16 protein-coding genes and 1 tRNA gene are annotated in these 23,078 nt (G+C 37.6%); 10 read left to right on the top strand and 7 right to left on the bottom strand.

Features of this window, described 5'->3' with window-relative positions:
* Positions 1-144: 144 nt before the first annotated feature.
* On the bottom strand, positions 145-1,314 hold the full coding sequence (locus tag FORMB_RS09445) for an ATP-binding protein (protein ID WP_069677214.1): 1,170 nt from the start codon (positions 1,312-1,314) through the stop codon (positions 145-147).
* Positions 1,315-2,040: 726 nt separating this feature from the next.
* Here FORMB_RS09445 and dnaE point away from each other — a divergent pair.
* From dnaE to FORMB_RS09475, 6 genes are all read left to right on the top strand, one after another.
* Entirely contained in the window at positions 2,041-6,426 is a 4,386-nt protein-coding gene (gene dnaE / locus FORMB_RS09450) for a DNA polymerase III subunit alpha (protein ID WP_069677215.1), read from the top strand.
* Positions 6,427-6,550: 124 nt separating this feature from the next.
* Positions 6,551-6,868, top strand: a complete 318-nt coding sequence (gene trxA / locus FORMB_RS09455) for a thioredoxin (RefSeq protein WP_069677216.1) — start codon at positions 6,551-6,553, stop codon at positions 6,866-6,868.
* A 66-nt stretch (positions 6,869-6,934) separates the two neighbouring features.
* Positions 6,935-7,864, top strand: a complete 930-nt coding sequence (locus FORMB_RS09460) for a DUF58 domain-containing protein (RefSeq protein WP_069677217.1) — start codon at positions 6,935-6,937, stop codon at positions 7,862-7,864.
* Positions 7,865-7,946: 82 nt separating this feature from the next.
* A tRNA-Asp gene (locus FORMB_RS09465) sits at positions 7,947-8,020 on the top strand.
* A gap of 393 nt (positions 8,021-8,413) precedes the next feature.
* On the top strand, positions 8,414-9,958 hold the full coding sequence (locus tag FORMB_RS09470) for a Fic family protein (RefSeq protein ID WP_069677218.1): 1,545 nt from the start codon (positions 8,414-8,416) through the stop codon (positions 9,956-9,958).
* 243 nt (positions 9,959-10,201) lie between these two features.
* Entirely contained in the window at positions 10,202-11,275 is a 1,074-nt protein-coding gene (locus tag FORMB_RS09475; protein ID WP_069677219.1) for a Fic family protein, read from the top strand.
* A gap of 261 nt (positions 11,276-11,536) precedes the next feature.
* Here FORMB_RS09475 and FORMB_RS09480 read toward each other — a convergent pair whose 3' ends face one another.
* Positions 11,537-13,771: a M1 family metallopeptidase gene (locus tag FORMB_RS09480; protein WP_069677220.1), complete on the bottom strand. Its 2,235-nt coding sequence runs from the start codon at positions 13,769-13,771 to the stop codon at positions 11,537-11,539.
* An 85-nt stretch (positions 13,772-13,856) separates the two neighbouring features.
* Positions 13,857-14,354 (bottom strand): DUF456 domain-containing protein, encoded by a 498-nt coding sequence (locus FORMB_RS09485; RefSeq protein WP_069677221.1) that lies wholly within the window; start codon positions 14,352-14,354, stop codon positions 13,857-13,859.
* A 117-nt stretch (positions 14,355-14,471) separates the two neighbouring features.
* Here FORMB_RS09485 and FORMB_RS09490 point away from each other — a divergent pair, with 117 nt between their 5' ends.
* Together FORMB_RS09490 and FORMB_RS13280 are read left to right on the top strand one after the other, a co-directional pair.
* Positions 14,472-15,356 carry an acyl-CoA thioesterase gene (locus FORMB_RS09490; protein ID WP_069677222.1) on the top strand — a complete coding sequence of 295 codons (885 nt, stop codon included), beginning with the start codon at positions 14,472-14,474 and terminating at the stop codon, positions 15,354-15,356.
* Positions 15,357-15,445: 89 nt separating this feature from the next.
* Positions 15,446-15,571 (top strand): hypothetical protein, encoded by a 126-nt coding sequence (locus FORMB_RS13280; RefSeq protein ID WP_257784852.1) that lies wholly within the window; start codon positions 15,446-15,448, stop codon positions 15,569-15,571.
* Here the strand turns inward: FORMB_RS13280 and FORMB_RS09495 are convergent.
* Positions 15,568-15,996: a TerB family tellurite resistance protein gene (locus tag FORMB_RS09495; RefSeq protein WP_069677223.1), complete on the bottom strand. Its 429-nt coding sequence runs from the start codon at positions 15,994-15,996 to the stop codon at positions 15,568-15,570. The genes FORMB_RS13280 and FORMB_RS09495 overlap by 4 nt on opposite strands.
* A gap of 130 nt (positions 15,997-16,126) precedes the next feature.
* On the opposite strand from FORMB_RS09495, the gene mfd reads away from it, so the two are divergent.
* Both mfd and FORMB_RS09505 read left to right on the top strand, forming a co-directional pair.
* Positions 16,127-19,471, top strand: coding sequence for a transcription-repair coupling factor (gene mfd / locus FORMB_RS09500; RefSeq protein WP_069677224.1), 3,345 nt, complete (start codon positions 16,127-16,129; stop codon positions 19,469-19,471).
* 54 nt (positions 19,472-19,525) lie between these two features.
* Positions 19,526-20,851 carry a TlpA family protein disulfide reductase gene (locus FORMB_RS09505; protein ID WP_069677225.1) on the top strand — a complete coding sequence of 442 codons (1,326 nt, stop codon included), beginning with the start codon at positions 19,526-19,528 and terminating at the stop codon, positions 20,849-20,851.
* Here FORMB_RS09505 and FORMB_RS09510 read toward each other — a convergent pair.
* The 3 genes from FORMB_RS09510 to FORMB_RS09520 all read right to left on the bottom strand — a co-directional run bounded on the left by FORMB_RS09510 (position 20,842) and on the right by FORMB_RS09520 (position 22,931).
* A complete protein-coding gene (locus FORMB_RS09510) occupies positions 20,842-21,201 on the bottom strand; it encodes a YraN family protein (protein WP_069677226.1) in 360 nt (119 codons plus the stop codon). The genes FORMB_RS09505 and FORMB_RS09510 overlap by 10 nt on opposite strands.
* A gap of 2 nt (positions 21,202-21,203) precedes the next feature.
* A complete protein-coding gene (locus FORMB_RS09515) occupies positions 21,204-21,449 on the bottom strand; it encodes an antibiotic biosynthesis monooxygenase family protein (RefSeq protein WP_157498132.1) in 246 nt (81 codons plus the stop codon).
* 144 nt (positions 21,450-21,593) lie between these two features.
* Entirely contained in the window at positions 21,594-22,931 is a 1,338-nt protein-coding gene (locus FORMB_RS09520) for an ATP-binding protein (protein ID WP_069677228.1), read from the bottom strand.
* Positions 22,932-23,078: the final 147 nt, after the last annotated feature.

A 23,078-nucleotide genomic window follows, 5' to 3' on the forward strand; every position in this document is an offset into this window, starting at 1 on the left:
CTTGATATGCACTGTTTTGTTCGATACTACCTCAAGGTAATAAATAGCTATTTACCTAACTCCTACAACGACCGCTATTTGGTAGAGCGCGGCGATGAAGCGTAGCTTGTGTTAACTCCTGGCATTCTCATAAGCTTTGTTCTTTTAGTAATTTAATCCAAATGCCCATAGAGGAATTACGTTTAAGTACCCAAATTCAATATCATCCTTTACTACAAATGATTTTCCATCTTTCTCAATTTGTTTTTGGTGTTTGTTTTTACCTCCAACTTCAAACGTATAATTATCAATGGAAAAATCAGCTTTTTTTGAAGAAATCACATCATTTTTAAGTCGCATTTGATTAAAGAAAAAGGTTTCTCGTAAATTTCCTGCATTTGATTTTTCTCCAGCCAAATTAAAAATGATATTAGTATTATCTAAATAAACTTTATCAACTTTTCCCAATCCACGAATACCACTTGTGTCATTTCTCAACTGCCCTATAAGTCCCGCCTTTTCCATATAAGAGAAATAATCGTCTAAAGAATTTCTACTTACATTAATGATTTTTGAAATCTTGGAAAAATTAGGTTTAAATGGTACACTTTCAGCAATAATAGAAAGCAATTGTTTTAGCTTACGACTTGTTCCAACATTAAGGTTTGCATATTGTGGAATATCTGTTTCTAAGGTTTGTACAATGATTTGTCCTAAACGTAAATTCATCTCACTTTCATTTCCAAAAGGATAGTATCCATTTAGTAGATAGTCATTAAATAATGGTAGCGGGTGTTTAATGTTTTCAAGTTTCACTTCGTTATTGATTATTTGTTCTAACGAATAAACTCCTATTTCGTAATTATGAAAATAGTTTAAATATTCCCGAAATGAGAGACCTTGTAATTTGTAAATTAAAGCACGGCGACTTAAGTCTGCTGAACCTTTTAGTATATCAAGAACCGACGAGCCTGTAAATACAACCTTTAAAGTAGGATATGAATCATAAATATTTTTTAATTCACGCGACCAATCATTGTATTTGTGTATTTCATCGATGAATAAATACTCACCTGCATTTTTATAGAAGTCATCAGCCAATTCAGTAAGTTTATTTTCACTGAAATACATGTCATCTGCAGATACATACAATGCTTTTTTATTGTCTAAATTTTCTTTGATATATTGAAGAATCATGGTCGTTTTACCAACTCCACGAGGACCAATAATTCCGACCATACGACTATCCCAAGAAATTTTCTCGTACAGATAACGTTTAAAATCTGTGGTTGTATTTTGTAAAAGTGTTTCAAATTTCTGATAAAGTATTCTCATGGCTTCGCAAGTTATAGTTCACAAAGATACAAAATGCACATCGAAATCAACAATTATTTTAATTAATGCTCAAACAGAAGTGCAATTAATTGTTTTTTTACTTGGATTGTCAATGACAAGAAAATAATAAACGTCAAACTTATTAGTGTGGTATATTTTCCTTTTGAACTATTTTTAGCACCAAAAAAATGAGCCACTTTCTTTAGAACTTCCCCGTGATGTTTTCAGCCTTTTTTAGTTTATCCCCGCGCTATACGCAGTGACGTTCTGGATTTTGAATTTATGCGGTCTTATTAGTATATTTTTCATTCAACTTTCACTAATTTTAAACCTGTACTTTCCTGCAAACTGCCCACAGCTTCGCTAGTGAGAGTCCCATTTAAAAATAAAGAGACTCTACAAAGAGGTGCAATTGTCAGTGGCCCCTCATCTTACTTTTGGTCAAATGGCTTTTATGAAGATTCAGATTTGGGGACTAAAATCAGTTAAACCTATAAAATAAATATCAAACACCCAAAAAAACATCAAATTTTAACATAAATAATTGATTGTGTTCAATTTATGTTTTAAATCATGAAACAAGAGTGAATTATGTTACAATATTTTATCGTCTTTATGTTCACAATAAGCCTGTATGAATTTGTTCATAATTATTAGTTGGTAGGGCCACACAAACCCCTAAATAGTTTTATATTTAGGATTCCGTTTATAGCTTATAACACACCTATGTATTTAATTTTTGATACCGAAACTACCGGCTTGCCAAAGCGTTGGAATGCGCCCATTAACGACGTTGATAATTGGCCTCGCTGCATCCAGATTGCATGGCAATTGCATGACGACCTCGGAAACTGTATCGAGCATCAAGATTATTTAATACGCCCCGACGGCTTCAATATCCCTTACGATGCCGAAAAAATTCACGGCATCTCCACAGAATTAGCAACCGAGCAAGGTTTGGCACTTTCCGAAGTGTTGGAATTATTCAATGTCGCACTCTCCAAAACCACCTTTGTGGTAGGTCAAAATTTAGGTTTTGATTTGAACATTATGGGCTGTGAGTTTCACCGACTGCAAGTTGCATCGCCTTTGAGTGAGCTGCCCGTTTTAGATACTTGTACCGAAAAAACCGCGTCCATGTGTCAGATTCCTGGCGGACGCGGAGGGAAGTTCAAATTGCCAACGCTGACGGAATTGCACCAGTTTTTATTTCATAAACCCTTTGGAGAGGCGCACAATGCCACCGCTGATGTAGAAGCCACTACCCGTTGTTTTTTAGAATTGATTCGACGTAAAGAATTTACGATTGACAAGCTGCAAGCAACCAACGATTATTACGAGCGCTTTCAGTTAGAAAATCCAGAGGAGATCACTCCGATTGGTTTAAAACATGTCAACCTCAAACAAGAATCCGCTAAAATTGCGGCGCGAATCCAACAAGAAAAAGAGTCGGTAACTCCTCAAAAAATTACGACGGAAGTTCCGGAAATCCTCAACGATGCGGAAGTGGTACATTTGCATAACCATTCTCAGTTTTCAGTCTTACAATCGACCATCAGTATCAAGAATTTAGTTGCCGCAGCATCGGATAATGAGATGCCAGCCGTCGCCCTTACCGATCATGGAAACATGATGGGAGCCTTTCATTTTGTCAAAGAAATAGGCAACTATAACAGAGACATTCGCGAAAAAAATAAACTTGCCTTAGAAGCTAATGAACCTGCGGATGCACAAGAAATTAAAGGAATTGTAGGCTGTGAATTTTTCGTCTGTGAAGACCATACCAACAAATCTCAAAAAGACAATGGCTACCAAGTCGTCTTTTTAGCAAAAACCAAAAAAGGCTATCACAACTTAGTAAAAATGTCGTCCAAGGCCTATACCGATGGTTTTTATTATTTACCAAGAATTGACCGAACTATCGTCGAAACCTACAAAGAAGATTTAATTGTTCTGACGGGAAACTTATACGGCGAAGTGCCATCCAAAATATTAAATGTTGGCGAGCGTCAAGCCGAAGAAGCCCTCTTGTGGTGGAAAGAGAAATTTGGAGCGGATTTGTATGTGGAGCTCATGCGCCACAAACAAGAAGATGAAGACCGTGTCAATCCTGTTTTGATCAGTCTCGCCCAAAAACATGCCATCAAATTAGTAGCAACCAATAACACCTATTACATCAATCAAGAAGATGCCAATGCGCATGATATTTTGTTGTGTGTAAAAGATGGCGAAAAGCAAGCCACCCCCATAGGTCGTGGTCGTGGATACCGTTATGGATTGCCAAATCAAGAGTATTATTTCAAATCTTCGGAGGAAATGAAGTCACTTTTTAAAGATGTTCCCGAGGCGATTGTGAACATTCAAGAAGTGGTCGATAAAATTGAACCTTATGAATTGGCACGGGATGTTTTACTACCGAAGTTCGACATTCCTCAAGAATTCGTCAATCCAGCGGATGCTGTGGATGGCAGTAACTTTGGTGAAAATGCGTATTTAAGACATTTGACTTATATAGGGGCCGAAAAACGCTATGGAGAACTCACAGATGACATAAAAGAACGTCTTGATTTTGAGTTAAAAACCATTGAAAACACCGGCTATCCAGGGTATTTTCTAATTGTAGAAGATTTTATTCGGGTGGCACGTTCCATGGATGTATCGGTAGGACCCGGCCGTGGATCGGCAGCAGGTTCTGTGGTTGCCTATTGCCTTTGGATCACCAATATTGACCCCATCAAATACGATTTACTTTTTGAGCGTTTCTTAAATCCAGATCGTGTGAGCATGCCCGATATCGATATTGATTTTGACGATGAAGGCCGTGGTCGCGTCATGGATTATGTCATCCAAAAATATGGATCGAGTCAAGTGGCTCAAATTATTACGTATGGTACGATGGCTGCCAAATCGTCTATTAGAGATACCGCTCGAGTATTGGATTTACCATTAGGAGATGCCGATCGTATTGCGAAGTTGATTCCCAATATGGCGAAGCTGCACAAAATTTTTAACACCCCTGAAAAGGAGTTGAAAGCGAAATTCAGATCCGAAGATATGGAGCTGATCAATCAGTTGCTCAATTTGTCCGATGGCGACGACTTGGAAGCTGAAACGATCAATCAGGCGCAAGTGTTGGAAGGTTCGCTTAGAAATACAGGAATTCATGCTTGTGGGGTGATTATTACGCCCGGAGATATTACCAATTACGTACCCATTGCCACCGCCAAAGATTCCGATCTTTACGTGACCCAGTTTGACAACTCCGTGGTAGAAGATGCAGGACTGTTAAAAATGGATTTCTTAGGCTTAAAAACCTTAACACTTATAAAAGACACTGTTAAAATTGTCAAAGCAAAACACGACATCACACTGGATCCCGATCATTTTCCGTTGGATGACGAATTGACTTATGAATTATTCCAACGCGGGGAGACTGTCGGTGTATTTCAGTATGAATCTCCGGGAATGCAAAAGCACATGCGAGACTTGAAACCCACTGTTTTTGCAGATTTAATTGCAATGAATGCCTTGTATCGACCGGGTCCAATTGAATACATTCCTAGTTTTATTCGTCGGAAACAAGGCGATGAAGAGATTAGCTATGACCTTCCAGAAATGGAAGAATACCTGAAAGAAACTTATGGGATTACGGTGTACCAAGAGCAAGTAATGCTTTTGTCGCAAAAGCTAGCTGACTTCACAAAGGGTGAAGCCGATGTCTTGCGTAAAGCCATGGGTAAAAAGCAAATTTCGGTACTCGATAAAATGAAACCGAAGTTTATCAACCAAGCTGCCGCCAAAGGGATGGCTGCCGATAAATTAGAGAAAATTTGGACGGATTGGGAAAAATTTGCCAGTTATGCCTTTAATAAATCTCACTCCACTTGTTATGCGTGGATTGCCTATCAAACGGCGTACTTAAAAGCGCATTACCCTGCGGAATACATGGCAGCGGTCTTGTCCAATAATATGAACGATATCAAGCAAGTGACCTTCTTTATGGAAGAATGTAAACGTATGAAATTAAATGTATTGGGGCCGGATGTCAATGAGAGTTATTATAAATTTTCAGTAAATCAAGACAATGCAGTACGTTTTGGAATGGGTGCCATAAAAGGCGTGGGTCATGGAGCAGTAAAAACCATTGTGGAAGAACGTAAAAATGAAGGGCCGTACAAGTCTATTTTTGATTTGGCAAAACGCATCGATTTAAGAGCAGCCAATAAAAAAGCATTTGAAAACTTAGCCAATGCTGGCGGATTTGATTGTTTTCCAAACACCCATCGAGCACAGTATTTTCAGGACGAAGGAGATGGAGTGACCTTCTTAGAAAAAACCATTAAATATGCCAATCGCTATCAAGAAAATAAAAACTCGGCGCAAGTCAGTTTGTTTGGAGAATCGAGCGATGTTCAGATAGAAGAACCCGAAATTCCGCCTTGTGAAACATGGGGAACGATGGAAAAACTCGCCCGAGAAAAAGAAGTCGTAGGAATTTATATTTCTGGACATCCTTTGGATGATTTTAAACTCGAAATGCAAAATTTCTGTAATGGCGATATTTCTGTGTTTCGTGACATGCCAACTTTTATAAATAAAGAAATTTCTTTTGGAGGTGTGGTGACCGATGTGCAGCACCGTGTGAGCAAACAAGGAAAAGGCTGGGGCACGTTTGTCATAGAAGATTATATGAACACCCACGAATTTCGAATCTTTGGGGAAGAGTATTTGAAATTTAAACACTTTTTGATGCATAATAATTTTGTGTTTGTGCGCGCCTTAATTAAAGAAGGTTGGACCAATCGGGATACGGGGGCTAAGGGCGATCCGCGCTTGCAATTCAATAGTTTTCAGCTGCTTCATGACATCATGGAGTCCTATGCTAAAAAACTATCCATCCAATTAAATATAAAAGAAATCTCCGAAGAAAAAATTCAAAGCATTAAAGAACTTCTACAAATGCACTCGGGAAATCACAACCTGAAATTTGTAGTTTATGACGATGAGGAGGAGTTGAAATTAGAAATGAGCAGTCGCTTACAAAAAATTAAAATATCGCAAGAATTGTTGGAAGAATTGAAAGCGCAAGAGGTGTTTTATAAATTAAATTAAGGGTTTATAGCAATCTACAATCCAATCATAAGTAAAACAAATCGTGCCCCGCTGTGATTTAGTTATATTTTTAATTAATTTTGTGACTCAGTAATTAATAACTATCATTTAAAATAATAATATTATGGCATTAGAAATCACAGACGCGAATTTTGAAGAAACAGTTTTAAAAAGTACAAAACCTGTCTTGGTTGATTTTTGGGCAGCATGGTGCGGTCCTTGTCGAATGGTAGGGCCTATCATCGAAGAAATCAGTACAGAATATGGCGACAAAGCTGTTGTAGGAAAAGTAGATGTCGATGCAAACCAAGAATTTGCAGCTAAATATGGCGTGCGAAATATTCCAACGGTGTTGGTATTTCAAAACGGTGAAGTTGTAGGGCGTCAAGTAGGGGTTTCTCCAAAAAACGTTTATACTGAAGCGATTGATGCCTTGTTGTAAAACATCTTTTAAAAAGAATATTAAAAAGGTTTGTCTTATTGGCAAACCTTTTTTAGTTTAGAGCCTATGGATATTCAAAAGGAATTACAAGAAGCCTCCGGGTTTTTAAACTTTGATTTATTAGCTAAATCCATTGTAGAGGGCTTTATTTCTGGCATGCATAAAAGTCCTTTTCATGGGTTTTCGGCGGAATTTGCCGAGCATAAAATTTACAACAATGGCGAAAGTACGCGCCATATCGATTGGAAGTTGTTTGCCAAAACCGACAAACTGTACACCAAACGCTATGACGAAGAAACCAACTTGCGTTGTCATTTGATTGTCGATAATAGCAGCTCTATGCATTATCCGAAATGCAATCAACCCTCCATCAACCAATTAAATAAAGTTAGTTTTTCAGCTTTGGCGGCTGCGGCGATGATGCAGCTTCTAAAAAAACAACGCGATGCGGTGGGTCTGAGCGTCTATTCAGATGCCATTGACTACTACGCCCCAGAAAAAGGGAGTGAACGCCACCATCAAATGCTTATGGACCGTTTAAACACCACGGTGAGTAGCCCTCAAAAGGAAGTAGGCACCAAAACATACGAGGTCTTGCATGAAATTGCTGAAAAGCTTCACCGCCGTTCCTTGATTTTTTTGTTTACAGATATGTTTCAGTCTGATCAGGAGCAGGAACAACTGTTTGAAGCGCTGCGTCATTTAAAATATAACAAGCACGAATTGGTGTTATTTCATGTTTATGACAAAGCCACGGAGTATAATTTTAAATTTGACAATGCACCCAAGCGCTTTGTGGATGTGGAAACTGGCGGGTCTGTGGATTTGTATCCAGAATCAGTTCAAGCCAATTACGAGGCTGCTATAGCGTCCTATTTCAAGGACTTACGTTTGAAGTGTGGGCAGTATAAAATCAATTATGTAGGGGTCGATATTCAAGAAGGATTCGACAAAATCCTGACCACGTATATGGTGGAGCGACAGAAATTTATTTAATTTTCATTTTAGTTGAAAATAAAGTCAAAAATAGTTGTGTAATGAAAAATGCAGTGTATATTTGCAACCGCAATAACGCAACGGTTTGGTAGTTCAGTTGGTTAGAATACCTGCCTGTCACGCAGGGGGTCGCGGGTTCGAGTCCCGTCCAGACCGCTAAGTATCTTTCAAAAGATGCATATAGTAAATAAGACGTTGTGTTGTGATAATCAAATGATTATCCGTGGTTTGTGACAAACCAGTGAGAAGCTTTCCTGAAAATGGAGGGCTTTTTTTATTTTGTACAGTCTTTGTACAGTGAAATAATGTCTATTTCCATTTTACAATCTTCGAAGTAGTATGCTTATATTATAGATGAATTTTAGTCTATTGAGAGATCCTCTCCGTGAAATTTAGCATTATTTATATTGGGTTTACAACGATATATTATATATTTGCACTAATTAATAATAATCACACAGCGTTAATTAATAACTATAACACAACATCAAATAATAATAATCACACAACAGTAATTAATAATATTGTCACGAATTTAATTTAAAAAAAATGGCAACTCCAGGAGAGAAATTAGCAAAATCATTAGAAAAACTAAAGGCGATACAAGATCGAGGTTTGATTGCGATAAAAGCATCTGATTTAACCAGAGGACATAGAGAGCGGTTGGTTAAAAATGGATTTATTCGAGAGGTCATTAAAGGGTGGTATCTTGTAGCTCCTCATGATACACAAAAAGGAGATACGACTTTCTGGTACTCTTCTTTTTGGGGGTTTTGTTCAAGATATTTAGAAGATCGTTATGGGGATGATTACTGTGTGTCAGCGGAACAATCTCTTTTGCTTCATGCCGGAAATAACGCTGTCCCAACACAACTAATCATACGCTCCTCAAAAGGAAATAATTCACCCACTTCTTTATTATTTGGCACCTCTTTATTTGTCATGAAATCGCCTTTACCAAATATTGCTGAAATAGAAGAAAAGCACGGTATTAGAATTGTGAACCTGCCATCATCTATAGTACATTCTACACCTTCAATATTTACCAGACAAGCGATAGAAGTGCGAACAGCATTACTAATGATTAAAGATGCTTCTGAACTATTAACTATTCTACTTGATGGGGGACATTCTACTATTGCAGGCAGATTGGTTGGTGCTTATAGAAATATAGGACATGAAAAGATTGCGGACACTATTTTAAAAACCATGAAATCGGCTGACTATGATGTTAGGGAAACGGATCCATTTGGAACATCTACACCAATTAAGCTTGATTTAAGGGAGCGTTCACCTTATGTGAATCGCATTAAATTGATGTGGGAAGCCATGAGAAAAGATGTCATAGACGTATTTCCAAAAGCTACGGGGATGTCGAAAGATGCGAATGCCTATATGAAGGGTATAGAGGAAATCTACACAACAGATGCTTACCATTCTTTATCTATAGAACGATATACCGTAAGCATTGAATTAATTGAACGCGTGAGAAGCGGTGCGTGGGATGCAAAAGAGAATGAAGCAGATCGTAAACAAAAAGATGCCATGGCTGCACGGGGTTATTGGCAGGCATTTAAGGCTGTAAAAGAAAGTGTAATTCAAATTTTAACAGCTGAAAATTCAGGAACAGTAGTTGATAGAGATCATGGAGATTGGTATCGAGAATTGTTTTCTCCTAGCGTCGCAGTTGGTTTACTGAAAGTTTCAGATTTAGCTGGATACAGAAATGGACAGGTTTATATAAGCCAATCCAAACACACACCCATAAACAAAGAAGGTGTCCGTGATGTCATGCCGTTGCTCTTTGAATTATTGGAAAATGAAAAAGAGGCGAGCGTAAGAGCCGTATTAGGGCATTTTATTTTTGTATATACACATCCATATATGGATGGTAACGGACGTATGGGGAGGTTTTTAATGAATACTATGCTTGCTTCTGGAGGCTACCCTTGGACTGTAATCCCAGTTGAAGAACGGGATAGATATATGAATGCTCTAGAGCATGCTAGTTTTGGTCAAGATATAAAACCATTTGCTGAATACTTGGCCTATTTGGTGGGTGCTGGATTAAAGGGTGAGCCAATAGCTAAGTAGGTCTAAGTTAAAAAAGTACAAATAGTAAATAAGAAGTAGTGTATTGACAATAAAACGATTACATGTATTTCGCGACAAGCCGGTGAGAAGCTTTCCTGAAAATGGAGCTTTTTTTTATGTTCAGCCCTTTCCCAAGTCTACATACTCTATAGTTGTACTTAATGCGGGACAAAAAGTCACATATTACTTTTATTTGAACTATTTTTTGTATTTTTGGTACACATAATAGTCATTAGAGATAAAATGTCCGATAACAAGAAACTTGTAAAACTTCCTCCAAAAAGAGAGAAAGTAGAAACAATTGAAATTCTTCGTCAATTGAGTAAATCTTCAAATTCATTAGGAGAATTAAAAGGAATTGCTAAAACTATTCCTAATCAGGAAATGTTAATTAATGCAGTTGTTTTACAGGAAGCTAAAGATAGTTCAGAAATAGAAAATATTATTACAACTCAAGATGAACTATACAAAGCTCTAGCAACAAACACAAAACAACCAACTCAAATTAAAGAGGTTATAAATTATAGGAGTGCCATTTTTTCAGGTTTCGAGTTAATGAAAAAACAAGGGTTTTTAAAGTTAAAGGATATTGAAACAATTCAAAAAACCATTATCGAAAATAATGCAGGAATTCGCTCAATGGCTGGAACTGTATTAAAAAATGATAAAACTGGAAAAATTGTCTATACTCCACCACAAGAAAAAGACGAAATTTTAGATTTATTAGGTAATTTCTTAGAACATTTTAATGTTAAACAGAATGATTTAAACCCATTAATTAATTTAGCAATTTTACATTATCAGTTTGAAAGTATTCACCCTTTTTATGATGGAAATGGAAGGACAGGAAGAATTCTAAACATTCTATACTTAATTATAAACGATCTTTTAGACATTCCTATTGTATATTTAAGTTCATATATCAACGAAAATAAAGCAGATTATTACCGTTTGCTAAATACAGTTAATAACACAAACGAATGGTCTGAATATATAATTTATATGCTGAAAGCTGTTGAAGTAACATCAAACAGAACTATTGAGAAAATAAATTCTATAAAAATACTATTAGATGAAACTATACTATTTGCACAAGAAAAAGAACCGAAAATTTATAGAAAAGAATTAATTGAATTACTATTTGAACAACCGTATTCTAAAATAGAGTTTGTAGTAGAAAGATTAAACGTTGAGAGAAAAGCTGCTTCAAGATATTTAAAAAAAATGGAAGAAATTGGAATATTAGCTTCTCAAAAAATTGGAAGAGAAAACGTCTACGTAAACACAAAATTGATAGAAATATTGAAAAAGCACTAAGTACAACAAGCCGTGTACAATTAATTGCTTTTGTTCCAGCTTACTTACGAAAATCCTACCGGATTTTCTACCTTGCCTGCGGCAGGCAGGTTCGGTTTGTGTTTACTAAATTAGGTACTTGAAATACGCAACCAATCATACACAAATCCGTTAAACAAGTAGATATATAAAGTTAAAAATATTAGCGTCATTACCAAATAAACGCAAAAAAAAGACTGCCTTTTCAGACAGTCTTTTTTTTAATAAATTGTTTTATAAATCTTAGCTCTTTGTAAACTCAAAAACTTGACCACCGAGATCCAATTTAAACCCAGTTTTCTCAGCATTAAATTGAACTTTAATTCCAGCTTCACCCACAGAAAATTCACCATTACCTTCACTTTCTAAAGGTAAAGGTTCTTCGCCTTCAAGGTGTAATTCAAGGATTCCATTTGCTTCAACAGCAGTTACTTTCATCGGGAAACCTGGAGCCGTATAATCCCCTAAATAGTCCGTTAAAATCTCTACACTAGCAGTGCCATCTGTGGATTTCCATTTGTTATTTTTTGTATTTGAATCTGGCAATGCAAAGTCGGGATCAATCACCACTCTTGACAACTCTTCTGTTGTATCTACTTTAAAGGACCAAGACACATTGCGTTTCCAAATCTCAACAGGCAGTGTTTTTCGGGTCACTGTTCCGCTTTTAGTTTTGATTTCAATAACCACCGGCATCGGCATTTTCTCTAAATTTTCAATCGTAATGATCGCACCTTGCGTTGGGTCATTTTTAACATATTTAACCTCAGTCACCGCTTGATCTAATTTCCAGCTGTTAATGAACCAAGACCTCCAAAACCACCTTAAGTCTTCTCCTGATACATTTTCCATGGTTCTAAAGAAATCATCTGGCGTCGGGTGTTTGTAAGCCCAACGATCGATATAGGCCGTAAAGGCTTCATCAAAACGTTCAGGGCCTAGGATTTGCTCACGCAATAGTACCAGTCCTGTACCTGGCTTGTAGTAGGCCAAAATACCTAAGTTTCGTTCTTTTAAGTTATCTGGAGATGTGTAAATCGGTTCGAGTCTGTCATTCACAAACACACTAGACATACGGTGCATATTTGATTTAGGCTCTTCATATTCTCCGTTATTAAATGCTGCGGTACTTAGAGAATTAATAAAGGTATTGAACCCTTCATCCATCCAAGCGTGTAAACGTTCGTTAGATCCGACAATCATTGGAAACCAAATGTGTCCAAATTCATGATCCGTCACACCCCATAAACGCTCTGTTTTTGATTCAAAATTACAAAATACAATTCCTGGGTATTCCATACCGCCTTCGTTTCCAGCAACGTTAATCGCTGCAGGGTAAGGATATTCAAGCCATTTCTCAGAGTAATGCTCAATAGAAGCTTTCGTGTATTCTGTAGAACGTGTCCAAGCATCTTCTCCTACACTTTCTACAGGGTATGCAGACATGGCGATGGTTTTCTTTCCGCTCGGTAAGTTGATACGTGCAGCATCTAAAATAAAAGAAGCAGAAGACGCCCAAGCGACATCTCTCGCATTTTCAATTCTAAACTTCCATGTGAGGGTCGCTGTATTGGATGGTCGTGAGCTTGGTTGCGTCACTTCCGATTCCGATCGAATCATCACAGTCGCATCGCTTGCTTCTGCTGTTTTTAATCTATTTTGCTGTTCAGCAGTATAGACTTCAGAAGGATTTAAAAGCGCTCCTGAACATACTACCAAGTGAGTTGCGGGTGCTGTAATGTTGACATCAAAAGTTCCGTATTCCAAATAGAACTCACCTGCACCTAAGTACGGAAGTGTGTTCCATCCACTCACATCGTCATAAACACTCATTCTAGGATACCATTGTGCCAAAGTGAAAATACGGCCATTTTTGGTTTCTAAAACACCCATTCGATCCGATCCATAATCAGGAGACGTAAATGAGAAATCGATTTTGATTCCAACGGTTCCGCCATTCGCTTCTAAGGCAGTAGGAAGATTGACTTTCATACGTGTATCTACAATTGTGTAAGTAGTATTCACTTCTGTAGAACGCCGTCCTTTATTGTAAATAAGTTTGATGGTGTTGATGCCGTAACCCCCATCAAAATCTTGACCCTTGTCGCCATTTCGGCTTCCACGTAAGGGAACAATCGCCTTTCCACGAGAATCGAGTTTAAATAAATTTTGATCCAATTGCATCCACAAAAAATCCAATGCATCTGGACTGTTGTTTGTGTAAGTAATGGTTTCCGACCCCGAAATTTCTTTCGTAGTTTCGTTTAAGTTCACGTCGATACTGTAATCGGCGCTGTTTTGCCAATAGGCATGTCCTGGTTTTCCGCTCGCTGAACGCGTTGCAGTCCCATTTTTACTATAAAAATCATGCCCAAAAGCATCGTTATAGTTGTAGTTAGAAGGTTCTTTTTCTTGTGCTATCAGGGATGACGACAAGAGAAATAAACCACAAAGTAGAATAGAAAAATACTTGTTCATAGTAATAAAATTTGTGTTATTAGATGGTGAATTTAATATAATTTATAAAATATTGATTAAAAATTTTGTTAAAAGCGATTGGATGTTAAAATACGACGGATCGATGCTCCCAAATTATAGAGATAAAAACACCTAAATAGATGATAGCCACCACGAATTTAATAAACGCAGAGGTTAAGAATCCTAACAAACTTCCAAAGGCAGCTTTCAAGGCGGTTCTGGAATCGGCTTTGTTTATCAATTCTCCAACGAAAGCACCTACAAAAGGTCCGATAATAATACCGCCAGGAATTGGAGCCAGCAAGCCAATGATGAGTCCAAGGGTAGTACCAATCATTCCTGCTCTGGTGCCGCCAAATTTCTTCGTGCCGATGGCTGGAATGATGTAATCTAAAATCCAGATTAAAACAGCCACAATCAGCGTTATAATAAGCGTTACAACACTGACCTCAATTTCGGGCATTAAGTACAACACCAAAAGCCCGATCCAACTTGTAAAAGGCCCTGGTAAAACAGGCAAAAAGCTTCCAACGATTCCTAGAACCATTAAGGAGGCAGCGACTATAATTAAGAAAATATCCATACGTTTTATTTATTAGACTCTAAGGGTGCTCCAATGTTACAAAATTTAACAGTTTGTTAAAAGAATTTAAAAGTCATTTTATACACAAATGACTATTTTTGCAGCAAATATTAAACTATGGAATCCCTTAAGGAACTTATTGAGTTGTTAACGCTTGAAAAAATCAACAGCAACACCTATATCGGAAAAAATTATCAAGCGCCGTGGGGCCGTGTTTTTGGGGGTCAAGTGTTGGCACAATCTCTGCATGCCGCCTATCAAACCGTTCCTGAAGATCGCTATGCACATTCCATGCACGGCTATTTTATTTTGGGTGGAAACATTGATATTCCCATAAAATATGAAGTTGATATCATCAGAGATGGTGGCAGTTTCACCACCCGTCGTGTGGTTGCTTTTCAAAATGAAAAGGCAATCTTTAATATGTCTGCATCCTTTCAATTAAAACAAGAAGGAGTTGACCATCAAATTTCGATGCCCAATGTATTTCCTCCAGAAGAATTGATGGATAGCCATAAACAAATAGAACAATTTAAGGAGGTCATTCCAGATACCTACAAGCGTTACAAGGCCTTTTTACCCAAAGTATTTGAATTTAAGCCCGTTGATAATATGCTTACCAAATTGGTTAAAAACAGTCCGCCTTATGACAATATCTGGTTCAAGACTTGTGAAGAACTCGCGACCAATATTCCGCTTCAACACCAGTTGTTGGCCTATGCTTCGGACTATAATATTTTACGTCCTGCATCCATGCCGCATCGCGAATTTTTAAACTCTAAAGAAGTGTTTTATACCAGCTTAGATCATGCGTTGTGGTTCCACCGCGATTTTGATATCAGTGAATGGCTTTTGTACGCCATCGACAGTCCGAGTGCTTCTAATTCGAGAGGGTTTTCAAGAGGGAGTATTTTTGACTCCAAAGGAAATTTAATTGCCTCCGTTGCTCAAGAAGGCTTGATGCGGATCTTGGATCAAGGGTCGAAAGTTGGGACTATTTAATTTAAATACTTTACTTTTTTGTCTTTAGAAGGATATTTCTATTTGGGTTTTTTAATAGATTTTTTGTAACTTTGGGTATAAAATTTAGAATGATGACTACAATTTTAGTAAAAATTTCTATTGAAGATTTAAAGCCTCAAGAACTCGAGGCCTGGCATCAACATAAACAAGAGGGATATGCTGACTTTGTAGATTTAAAAGAATTGTATATTTAAAAAACTCGCTTCATTTCTTTTTGAAACGTCTCAAAGTCGACCTTGTCAGCTATCAATTTTAAGGAAGTATTGACGACTTCTGAAACCGTCTCCGTCTGAAATCCCAGTCCAATGGCTATTTTGCGAAGCATCGTCACTTCGTGCGCATCTTTGATGTCATCGGCATACACCATCCGTGCCAAATCATACAAGCGCTCAATGCGTGACGCTTGCGATATTGGGGGATTGATGGGGTGCAATTTGTAATTTTTAAAAATGCTTAAATAGGTTTCTTTTGAGATACCTAAGTTGTGAGCAAGGCGGTCTAAAAAATCTTTTTCTTCTTGGCTTATGATGTTGTCACTAAAAGCGACTCTCACAATGGAAGCAAAATGATCTTGATTTCGAGTGGTGAAACCACTATTAAATAGGTCTGAAAAGGACATAGGTTATATAAATTTAGGTACACAAACTTACATGTTTTTTTTGAATTTTAGTTTGATTTTTTAAAAGGATTAACTCTTAATAAAAATCAAATTCAAAGACTATTATTATATCTTTGCAAAAATTTTCTAATTGAGTAAAACCATTCTTTCTCAAAAGTTTGAACAGTCTTTGATTCATCAAAATCTGAGCACTGCCATATCCAAGTCCAAAGAAAAAACACATTTAAAAGGCGCTTTAGGCTCTTCGTTGTCCTTCACAATAGCCAGTGTGTTTAAAACCGCCAAGCACCCCTTTTTGTTAATTTTTGATACCAAGGAAGAAGCGGCCTATTACTTGAACGATTTGGAGGTGTTACTCGATGACAAAGAAGTCTTGTTCTATCCAGGAAGCTATCGCAGACCCTATCAAATTGAGGAGACAGACAACGCCAATGTGTTGTTGCGCGCTGAGGTATTGAACCGTATCAATTCTCAAAAAAAACCAGCACTCATTGTTACCTATCCCGAAGCGCTTTTTGAAAAAGTGTTGTCCAGAAAAGAACTTGAAAAATCAACGTTTAAGGTAGCGGTGGGTGAAGAATTGAGTTTAGATTTTTTCAACGAAGTCCTTTTTGAATACCAGTTTAAACGCGTTGATTTTGTCACGGAGCCAGGCGAATTCTCTGTGCGGGGTGGGATTGTAGATGTGTTTTCATTTTCGCATGACGAGCCCTACCGAATTGAATTTTTCGGCGACGAAGTGGACAGTGTTCGAACGTTTGATATTGAATCGCAACTCTCGATAAAACCAATTAAAAAACTTCAAATCATTCCCAATATCGAGCATAAATTGCTCAATGAAACACGCCAAGGGTTTTTAGAATATATTGCTTCAAATACGGTGGTGTTTACTAAAAATATTCCTGCATTTTTAGCAGCAACAGATACGCTTCAAGAAAAAGCTTCCGAGGCGTATAATGAATTGTCGGCGACCCTTAAGCACAGCCGACCGGAAGATTTGTTTTGCACGTCTGCTAATTTCAAATCGCAGTTGTTGGATTTCTCGGTGGTTGAATTTGGAACGACCGCTGTTTTAGCAACTAAAAAGGAACAGCAATTGGAGGTTCAAGTCAGTCCTCAACCCTCATTTAATAAACAGTTTAATCTGATTATTGAAGATTTAAATACCCATCACGATATGGGGTATCAAAATTATATTTGTTGTTCCAATGCCCAACAAGCCCAGCGGTTTTATGATATTTTTGAAACCGTAGATGAAGATGTGCAGTGTCAAACCATTGTGTTGTCTTTGTACCAAGGATTTATCGATCACGATAAAAAAATGGTCTGTTATACCGATCATCAGATTTTTGAACGTTACCATAAATTTCACCTCAAAAACGGGTTTTCCAAAAAGCAATCCATTACTCTTCAAGAATTAACCAAACTCGAAATCGGGGATTACATCACCCATATTGACCATGGGATTGGAAAGTTTGGAGGCTTGCAAAAAATTGATGTAGAAGGCAAAAAACAAGAAGCCATCAAACTGTTTTATGGCGAACGTGACATCTTATATTTAAGCATTCACGCCCTTCATAAAATCACAAAATTTAATGGGAAAGACGGAAAGTCTCCTAAAATTTATAAGCTAGGTAGTAAGGCCTGGAAAGTATTGAAGCAAAAAACCAAATCAAGGGTTAAAGAAATTGCTTTCAATCTGATAAAACTCTATGCCAAGCGCAAGTTAGAAACGGGTTTTAGATACAACCCAGATACTTCGATGCAGCTTGAATTGGAAGCCTCTTTTGTGTTTGAGGATACGCCCGATCAAATTACTGCCACAGCCGATATCAAAGCGGATATGGAAAGCGAACGCCCTATGGACCGTTTGATTTGTGGCGATGTAGGGTTTGGAAAAACCGAAGTTGCTCTGAGAGCCGCTTTTAAAGCTGTTGACAATGGAAAACAAGTTGCCATTTTGGTGCCGACCACCATTCTGGCGTTTCAGCATGCCAAAACCTTTAAGGCACGTTTGAAAGATTTTCCTGTCAGAGTTGATTATATCAACCGTTTCAAAACCACCAAACAACGCAAAGAGACCTTAGAACAGTTAGAATCTGGGAGTTTGGACATCATTATTGGCACGCATCAATTGGTCAATAAATCCGTGAAATTTAAAGATTTAGGGTTGTTAATTGTCGATGAGGAGCAAAAATTTGGAGTGGCAGTCAAAGAAAAACTCAAAACCCTTAAAGACAATGTAGATGTGCTCACGCTCACTGCGACCCCAATTCCTCGAACGCTTCAATTTAGTTTGATGGCAGCACGGGATTTATCGGTTATTACAACGCCACCACCCAACCGTTTTCCGATTGACAGTATTGTTATTCGTTTGAATGAAGAAGTTATTCGGGATGCGATTCAATATGAAATTCAACGGGCGGGACAAGTTTATTTTATTCACAACCGTATTGAGAACATTAAAGAAGTCGCTGGGCTTTTACAACGTCTGGTGCCCGATGCCAAAATCCGTGTGGGGCATGGTCAAATGGAAGGGCGGAAGTTGGAACAACTCATGCTCGATTTTATGAGTGGAGAGTTTGATGTTTTGGTCAGTACCACCATTGTCGAAAGTGGTTTGGATGTACCCAATGCCAATACGATTTTCATTAACAATGCCAATAATTTTGGACTGAGTGATTTACACCAAATGCGGGGCCGTGTCGGTCGAAGTAACAAGAAAGCGTTTTGTTATTTTATTACACCCGATTTTCATGCCATGACGGATGAGGCGCGCAAACGTATTTCAGCTCTTGAGCAATACACTGCTCTTGGAAGTGGATTTAATATTGCCATGAAAGATTTGGAAATTCGAGGCGCTGGCGATTTGTTGGGAGGCGAGCAAAGTGGATTTATCAATGATATTGGATTTGAAACCTATCAAAAAATACTGAATGAAGCCATTGAAGAACTCAAAGAAACCGAGTTCAAGTCGCTTTATAATGAAGATATAAACACCAAGGAATTTGTAAGAGATGTCACTATTGACACCGACTTTTCTTTGTTATTTCCAGATGATTACATCAACAATATTACCGAGCGTTTAAGTTTGTACACCCAACTAAATACCTTGAAAAACGAAGCTGATTTACAACTCTTTGAACGGGATTTAATCGATCGATTTGGCGCACTTCCAACGCAGGTAGTAGACCTTTTAGACAGTGTGCGTATCAAGTGGTTGGCAACGACTTTAGGCTTCGAGAAAATTGTCATGAAAAACCACAAATTAGTGGGCTATTTTATCAGTGATCAAGAAAGTCGTTTTTACCAAAGCATTCATTTTTCAAAAGTATTGCAATACGTTCAAGCACATCCAGAAACCTGTACTGTGAAAGAAAAACAAATGCGTCTCGGGCTGCGTTTGTTGATGAGTTTTTCTAAGATCAATTCGGTGCAACAAGGGCTAGAAGCCTTAAAACCAATCTTGACATAACACTTGGTTTTTGTCGGAAGATGATTATATTTGAGCTTATAAATAGTAAGCCCTATGTTTAAATACCTTCTTTATTTCAGTCTTATCAGTCCTTTTTTAGGGATGGCACAACAACAGGTCAAAGGCGTTTTTTCGCCTGCCAGTAAATTCAAAGCGACCATGTTGTATCAGCTTTCGGCGGGCAATGCGACCTATGTGAGTTATGGCAGCGTGAACGCACAAGGCGAAATGCAAATTGACCTTGGCGCATCTGTTCCTGCGGGGCTTTATAAGTTGGTCTATGCCCTCCCACAATCCGAACATAATTTTGAGTTTATATACAACGGAACCGAAGCGGTTGAATTTAATTTTGATAACGAAACAGGAGTTGTATTTACCAATTCCAAAGAAAATCAGCTACTGCAAGGCTATACTCAATCAATGGCTTTTGCTCATAACGAATTAATGCAACTGTACGCACAACCGACCATGGATGCTTTGATTTATAAACACCGCGTTCAAAAAATAGACAGCCTTCAAAATTCGTACGAAGCGCTGTCCAAAGGAACGATCGCTGCACATTTTATAGCCGCCAGCAAGCCCTATATTCCTAACACGGTAGAAACAGCAAACACCTATATTTCAAATGTGAAAGCGAATTATTTTAAAGCCATTGATTTTCAAGATACCATCCTCCAAAGTTCTAATTTTATAGTCGATAAATCACTGGATTATATACTCCGAATGCATCTTTCTGGAACACCTTCATTTCAGGGATATCAAGCCAATATTGATGCGGTTTTTAAGGACTTAGGAACAACCGATGTGTCCTACCAATTGACAACCCTAAATACTTTGAGAGAAGCTCTCATCACGGCGGGACACGATGCTTTGGCAGTGTATCTCACCAAAATTTATGTGCTGCCTTTGGCGAAACAAGCAAATGACACGGAATTGATTACGTCTTTAGAAACGTTTATACAGATTGCGATAGGGGAGAAAGCACCTGATTTTATAATAGAAAATCCTTCGGTCATGTCAAAAACGACTCTTTATGACATAGAGGGTGCAACGACTTATCTGTTGATTTTTTGGAGTAGCGATTGTCCCCATTGTTTAAACGAACTTCCCGAAGTCCATGCGTATATTTCCAATCACCCTGAAAAAAACATCGAAGTGGTTGCCATTGGGATCGAGGCAGGTCCGAAACAATGGACAGAAACCATCCAGCCTTGGTCGAAATTCACACACAGTATTGCCGAAGGAAAATGGGCGCATGCCATCACAAAAAGCTATGACATTCAGGCAACTCCAACCTATTTTGTGTTGGATGCTTCTAAAGTCATTACAGCGAAGCCCTATTTATTGAAAGATTTGAAAGCAGTGTTGGATCAAAAGTGATAAAATGCATTTTCAATATGCTCCAATTCAGAACCTTGATCTGTGAGTACAATCGCGATGATATCAAAACGCACTTCAACTTCTAAATCTCTGGACGTCACAAAATAATCCACTGTTTTGATAATGCGTTGTATTTGTGCAGGTTTCAGAAATTCTTCGGGCGCTCCAAAGTCGGAAGTACTCCGGGTTTTGACTTCTACCGCTGCCAAACAGTTGTCTTTTTGTGCCAAAATATCCACCTCGCCTTTTAGATAGCGAAAGTTTTGCGCTAAAATCCGATAGCCTTTAGAGATCAGATACTCCACCGCCATGCCTTCTCCAGAAATACCACGATTGTAAGAATCAGACATTGTTATTTTTTTAGAAAATCATAGTCGCGTTCTACTTTGGCAATACGCACTTTGTACTGGCTATACCATGTTTTTTGTCCTTTAATCTGTGCTTTTTGATGGTCCAAATTGTCTTTCCAGTGTTTGATGGATTCTACATCGCGCCAATAGGATAGTGTCCACCTCTTTTTTAAGGGCTTTCTCTCTTTTTTTGAGTATGCCAACCTTAAATTTGGTACAGATTCAATATGTGATTTTAGACAACTCAATTAATATTTTTTCATCTTTTTAAGAATTATTAAACCCGACATTTACCCGACATTAATTTCGATAACTCTAGACTTAACCCCTAATAAACAAGGGTTTAATCCCGACACTAATCCCGACATTTTAATACCTATTTTTTTAACCGTTTAATATTCATAGCCTTCTACATTAATAACATACTTCGTAGCCCTTCCATTACCAATTTTTTTAAACATTTTAAATTCAACAAGTTCTTCAATATCCCTTAACACAGTCCTGTCTGTAATATCAAACATCTCTCTATAAGTCTTATTTGTTATAACTTTATTTTCCTTAATATATCGAATCGCTTTTACTTGCCTCTCATTGAGGTCTAATTTCGATAAATAGTGTTCGTTGTAAATATCCTTAAATAGGGTTACAGTTACACCACCTTGCCGCTCTTCAATAAGTGGCTCTAACAGTCCATAGTTTTTGCATTCTTCAATTATTTTCAATGTGCCACGACCCCAAGCTTCAATATGCCCTCCTTTATAAAACACATTTGCCATCAATCTATTTCTAGGAATTGAACGATGGTCTTTCCACAAGTCATCAAGAGTCAAACTTTCTGGCAGTTCTCCAAAATTTGAAATAGAAATTCTATCATTATAAACCTTTACAGTTATCGGAGAGATTCCGTATTTTTTGTGTATGATTGCGTTAAATAAAATTTCTCGAATGGCATCGTATGGATACTCTGGCGGTTCTTTTCTGCTAAGCCCTTCATATTTAATATTTCTAAAAATGTATTTCGAATTGAGTAGTTCAAGTGTCTTGTCCGCCAATTCAAAAGCATTGGTTTCAACAACGTCTTGAGTAATTAAATCTGACGGTGAATTGCCGAACTTACCTATTTTCAAATAGGCAGTAGTGTAATATCGTTGTGGATTTTTCCCGAACAATAACAATGCAGCTCTGGTATACCTACCACTTTGGTTAACTAATTCAAGTTTTCTCAAAACAGTTTCTGTATCGGTATCGTAACCAATCGAGGGTAATCTTCCGGTATCAATGGCTTTCTTTTTAAAGGATTCGACAGCCTCAAGATTAATATCTTCAATAGATGCGTTATCCATAGTGACAGCATCCCACGTCAGGTTCTTTTTCTTCAACAAAAAATCTTCTAAAGCGGTACTATTTAATAATTGATTCGTACTACCGCTTCTTAAGTAGAATTTCCCTTTATATGACACAGGAGAGGAAAATGATTCAACTGCTATTTCAATAAAATAGTTATCGTTTTCTTCATGTAAATTCACATCACAAACAATACCAGTCGTATCTTTAATTTTGTTAGGCAACTCGTCCATAAGTTTTTTATACTTATCAACTCCAACTACATTTCCATTGTCATCTTTACCTACATATAAAACACCACCATTGGCATTAGCAAATCCACTAATCCATTGCAGATATTCATCTCGCCACGATTGTTTCCATTCTATGTTTTGTTGTTCAGGCATGTTCTTATCCTAATAGAATCCATCTTTAAAATCAAAGGTATGATAATTTTTAAACATAAAATATAAACTGCATTTGTTCATCGTTTTTAGCGTGGTAACAACACATCCGTTATAAGGGACAGCTTAGCGTAAAAGAGTCGTAGAAGT

Source organism: Formosa sp. Hel1_33_131 (assembly GCF_001735745.1).
Taxonomy (GTDB): domain Bacteria; phylum Bacteroidota; class Bacteroidia; order Flavobacteriales; family Flavobacteriaceae; genus Hel1-33-131.

Coding starts and splice junctions, on each gene's coding strand:
- FORMB_RS09475 (WP_069677219.1), top strand. CDS start 10,202: ATGTCCGATAACAAGAAACTTGTAAAACTTCCTCCAAAAAGAGAGAAA.
- FORMB_RS09510 (WP_069677226.1), bottom strand. CDS start 21,201: ATGTCTGATTCTTACAATCGTGGTATTTCTGGAGAAGGCATGGCGGTG.
- FORMB_RS09505 (WP_069677225.1), top strand. CDS start 19,526: ATGTTTAAATACCTTCTTTATTTCAGTCTTATCAGTCCTTTTTTAGGG.
- FORMB_RS09480 (WP_069677220.1), bottom strand. CDS start 13,771: ATGAACAAGTATTTTTCTATTCTACTTTGTGGTTTATTTCTCTTGTCG.
- FORMB_RS09490 (WP_069677222.1), top strand. CDS start 14,472: ATGGAATCCCTTAAGGAACTTATTGAGTTGTTAACGCTTGAAAAAATC.
- FORMB_RS09470 (WP_069677218.1), top strand. CDS start 8,414: ATGGCAACTCCAGGAGAGAAATTAGCAAAATCATTAGAAAAACTAAAG.
- FORMB_RS13280 (WP_257784852.1), top strand. CDS start 15,446: ATGATGACTACAATTTTAGTAAAAATTTCTATTGAAGATTTAAAGCCT.
- FORMB_RS09445 (WP_069677214.1), bottom strand. CDS start 1,314: ATGAGAATACTTTATCAGAAATTTGAAACACTTTTACAAAATACAACC.
- dnaE (WP_069677215.1), top strand. CDS start 2,041: ATGTATTTAATTTTTGATACCGAAACTACCGGCTTGCCAAAGCGTTGG.
- FORMB_RS09520 (WP_069677228.1), bottom strand. CDS start 22,931: ATGCCTGAACAACAAAACATAGAATGGAAACAATCGTGGCGAGATGAA.
- FORMB_RS09495 (WP_069677223.1), bottom strand. CDS start 15,996: ATGTCCTTTTCAGACCTATTTAATAGTGGTTTCACCACTCGAAATCAA.
- trxA (WP_069677216.1), top strand. CDS start 6,551: ATGGCATTAGAAATCACAGACGCGAATTTTGAAGAAACAGTTTTAAAA.
- FORMB_RS09460 (WP_069677217.1), top strand. CDS start 6,935: ATGGATATTCAAAAGGAATTACAAGAAGCCTCCGGGTTTTTAAACTTT.
- FORMB_RS09485 (WP_069677221.1), bottom strand. CDS start 14,354: ATGGATATTTTCTTAATTATAGTCGCTGCCTCCTTAATGGTTCTAGGA.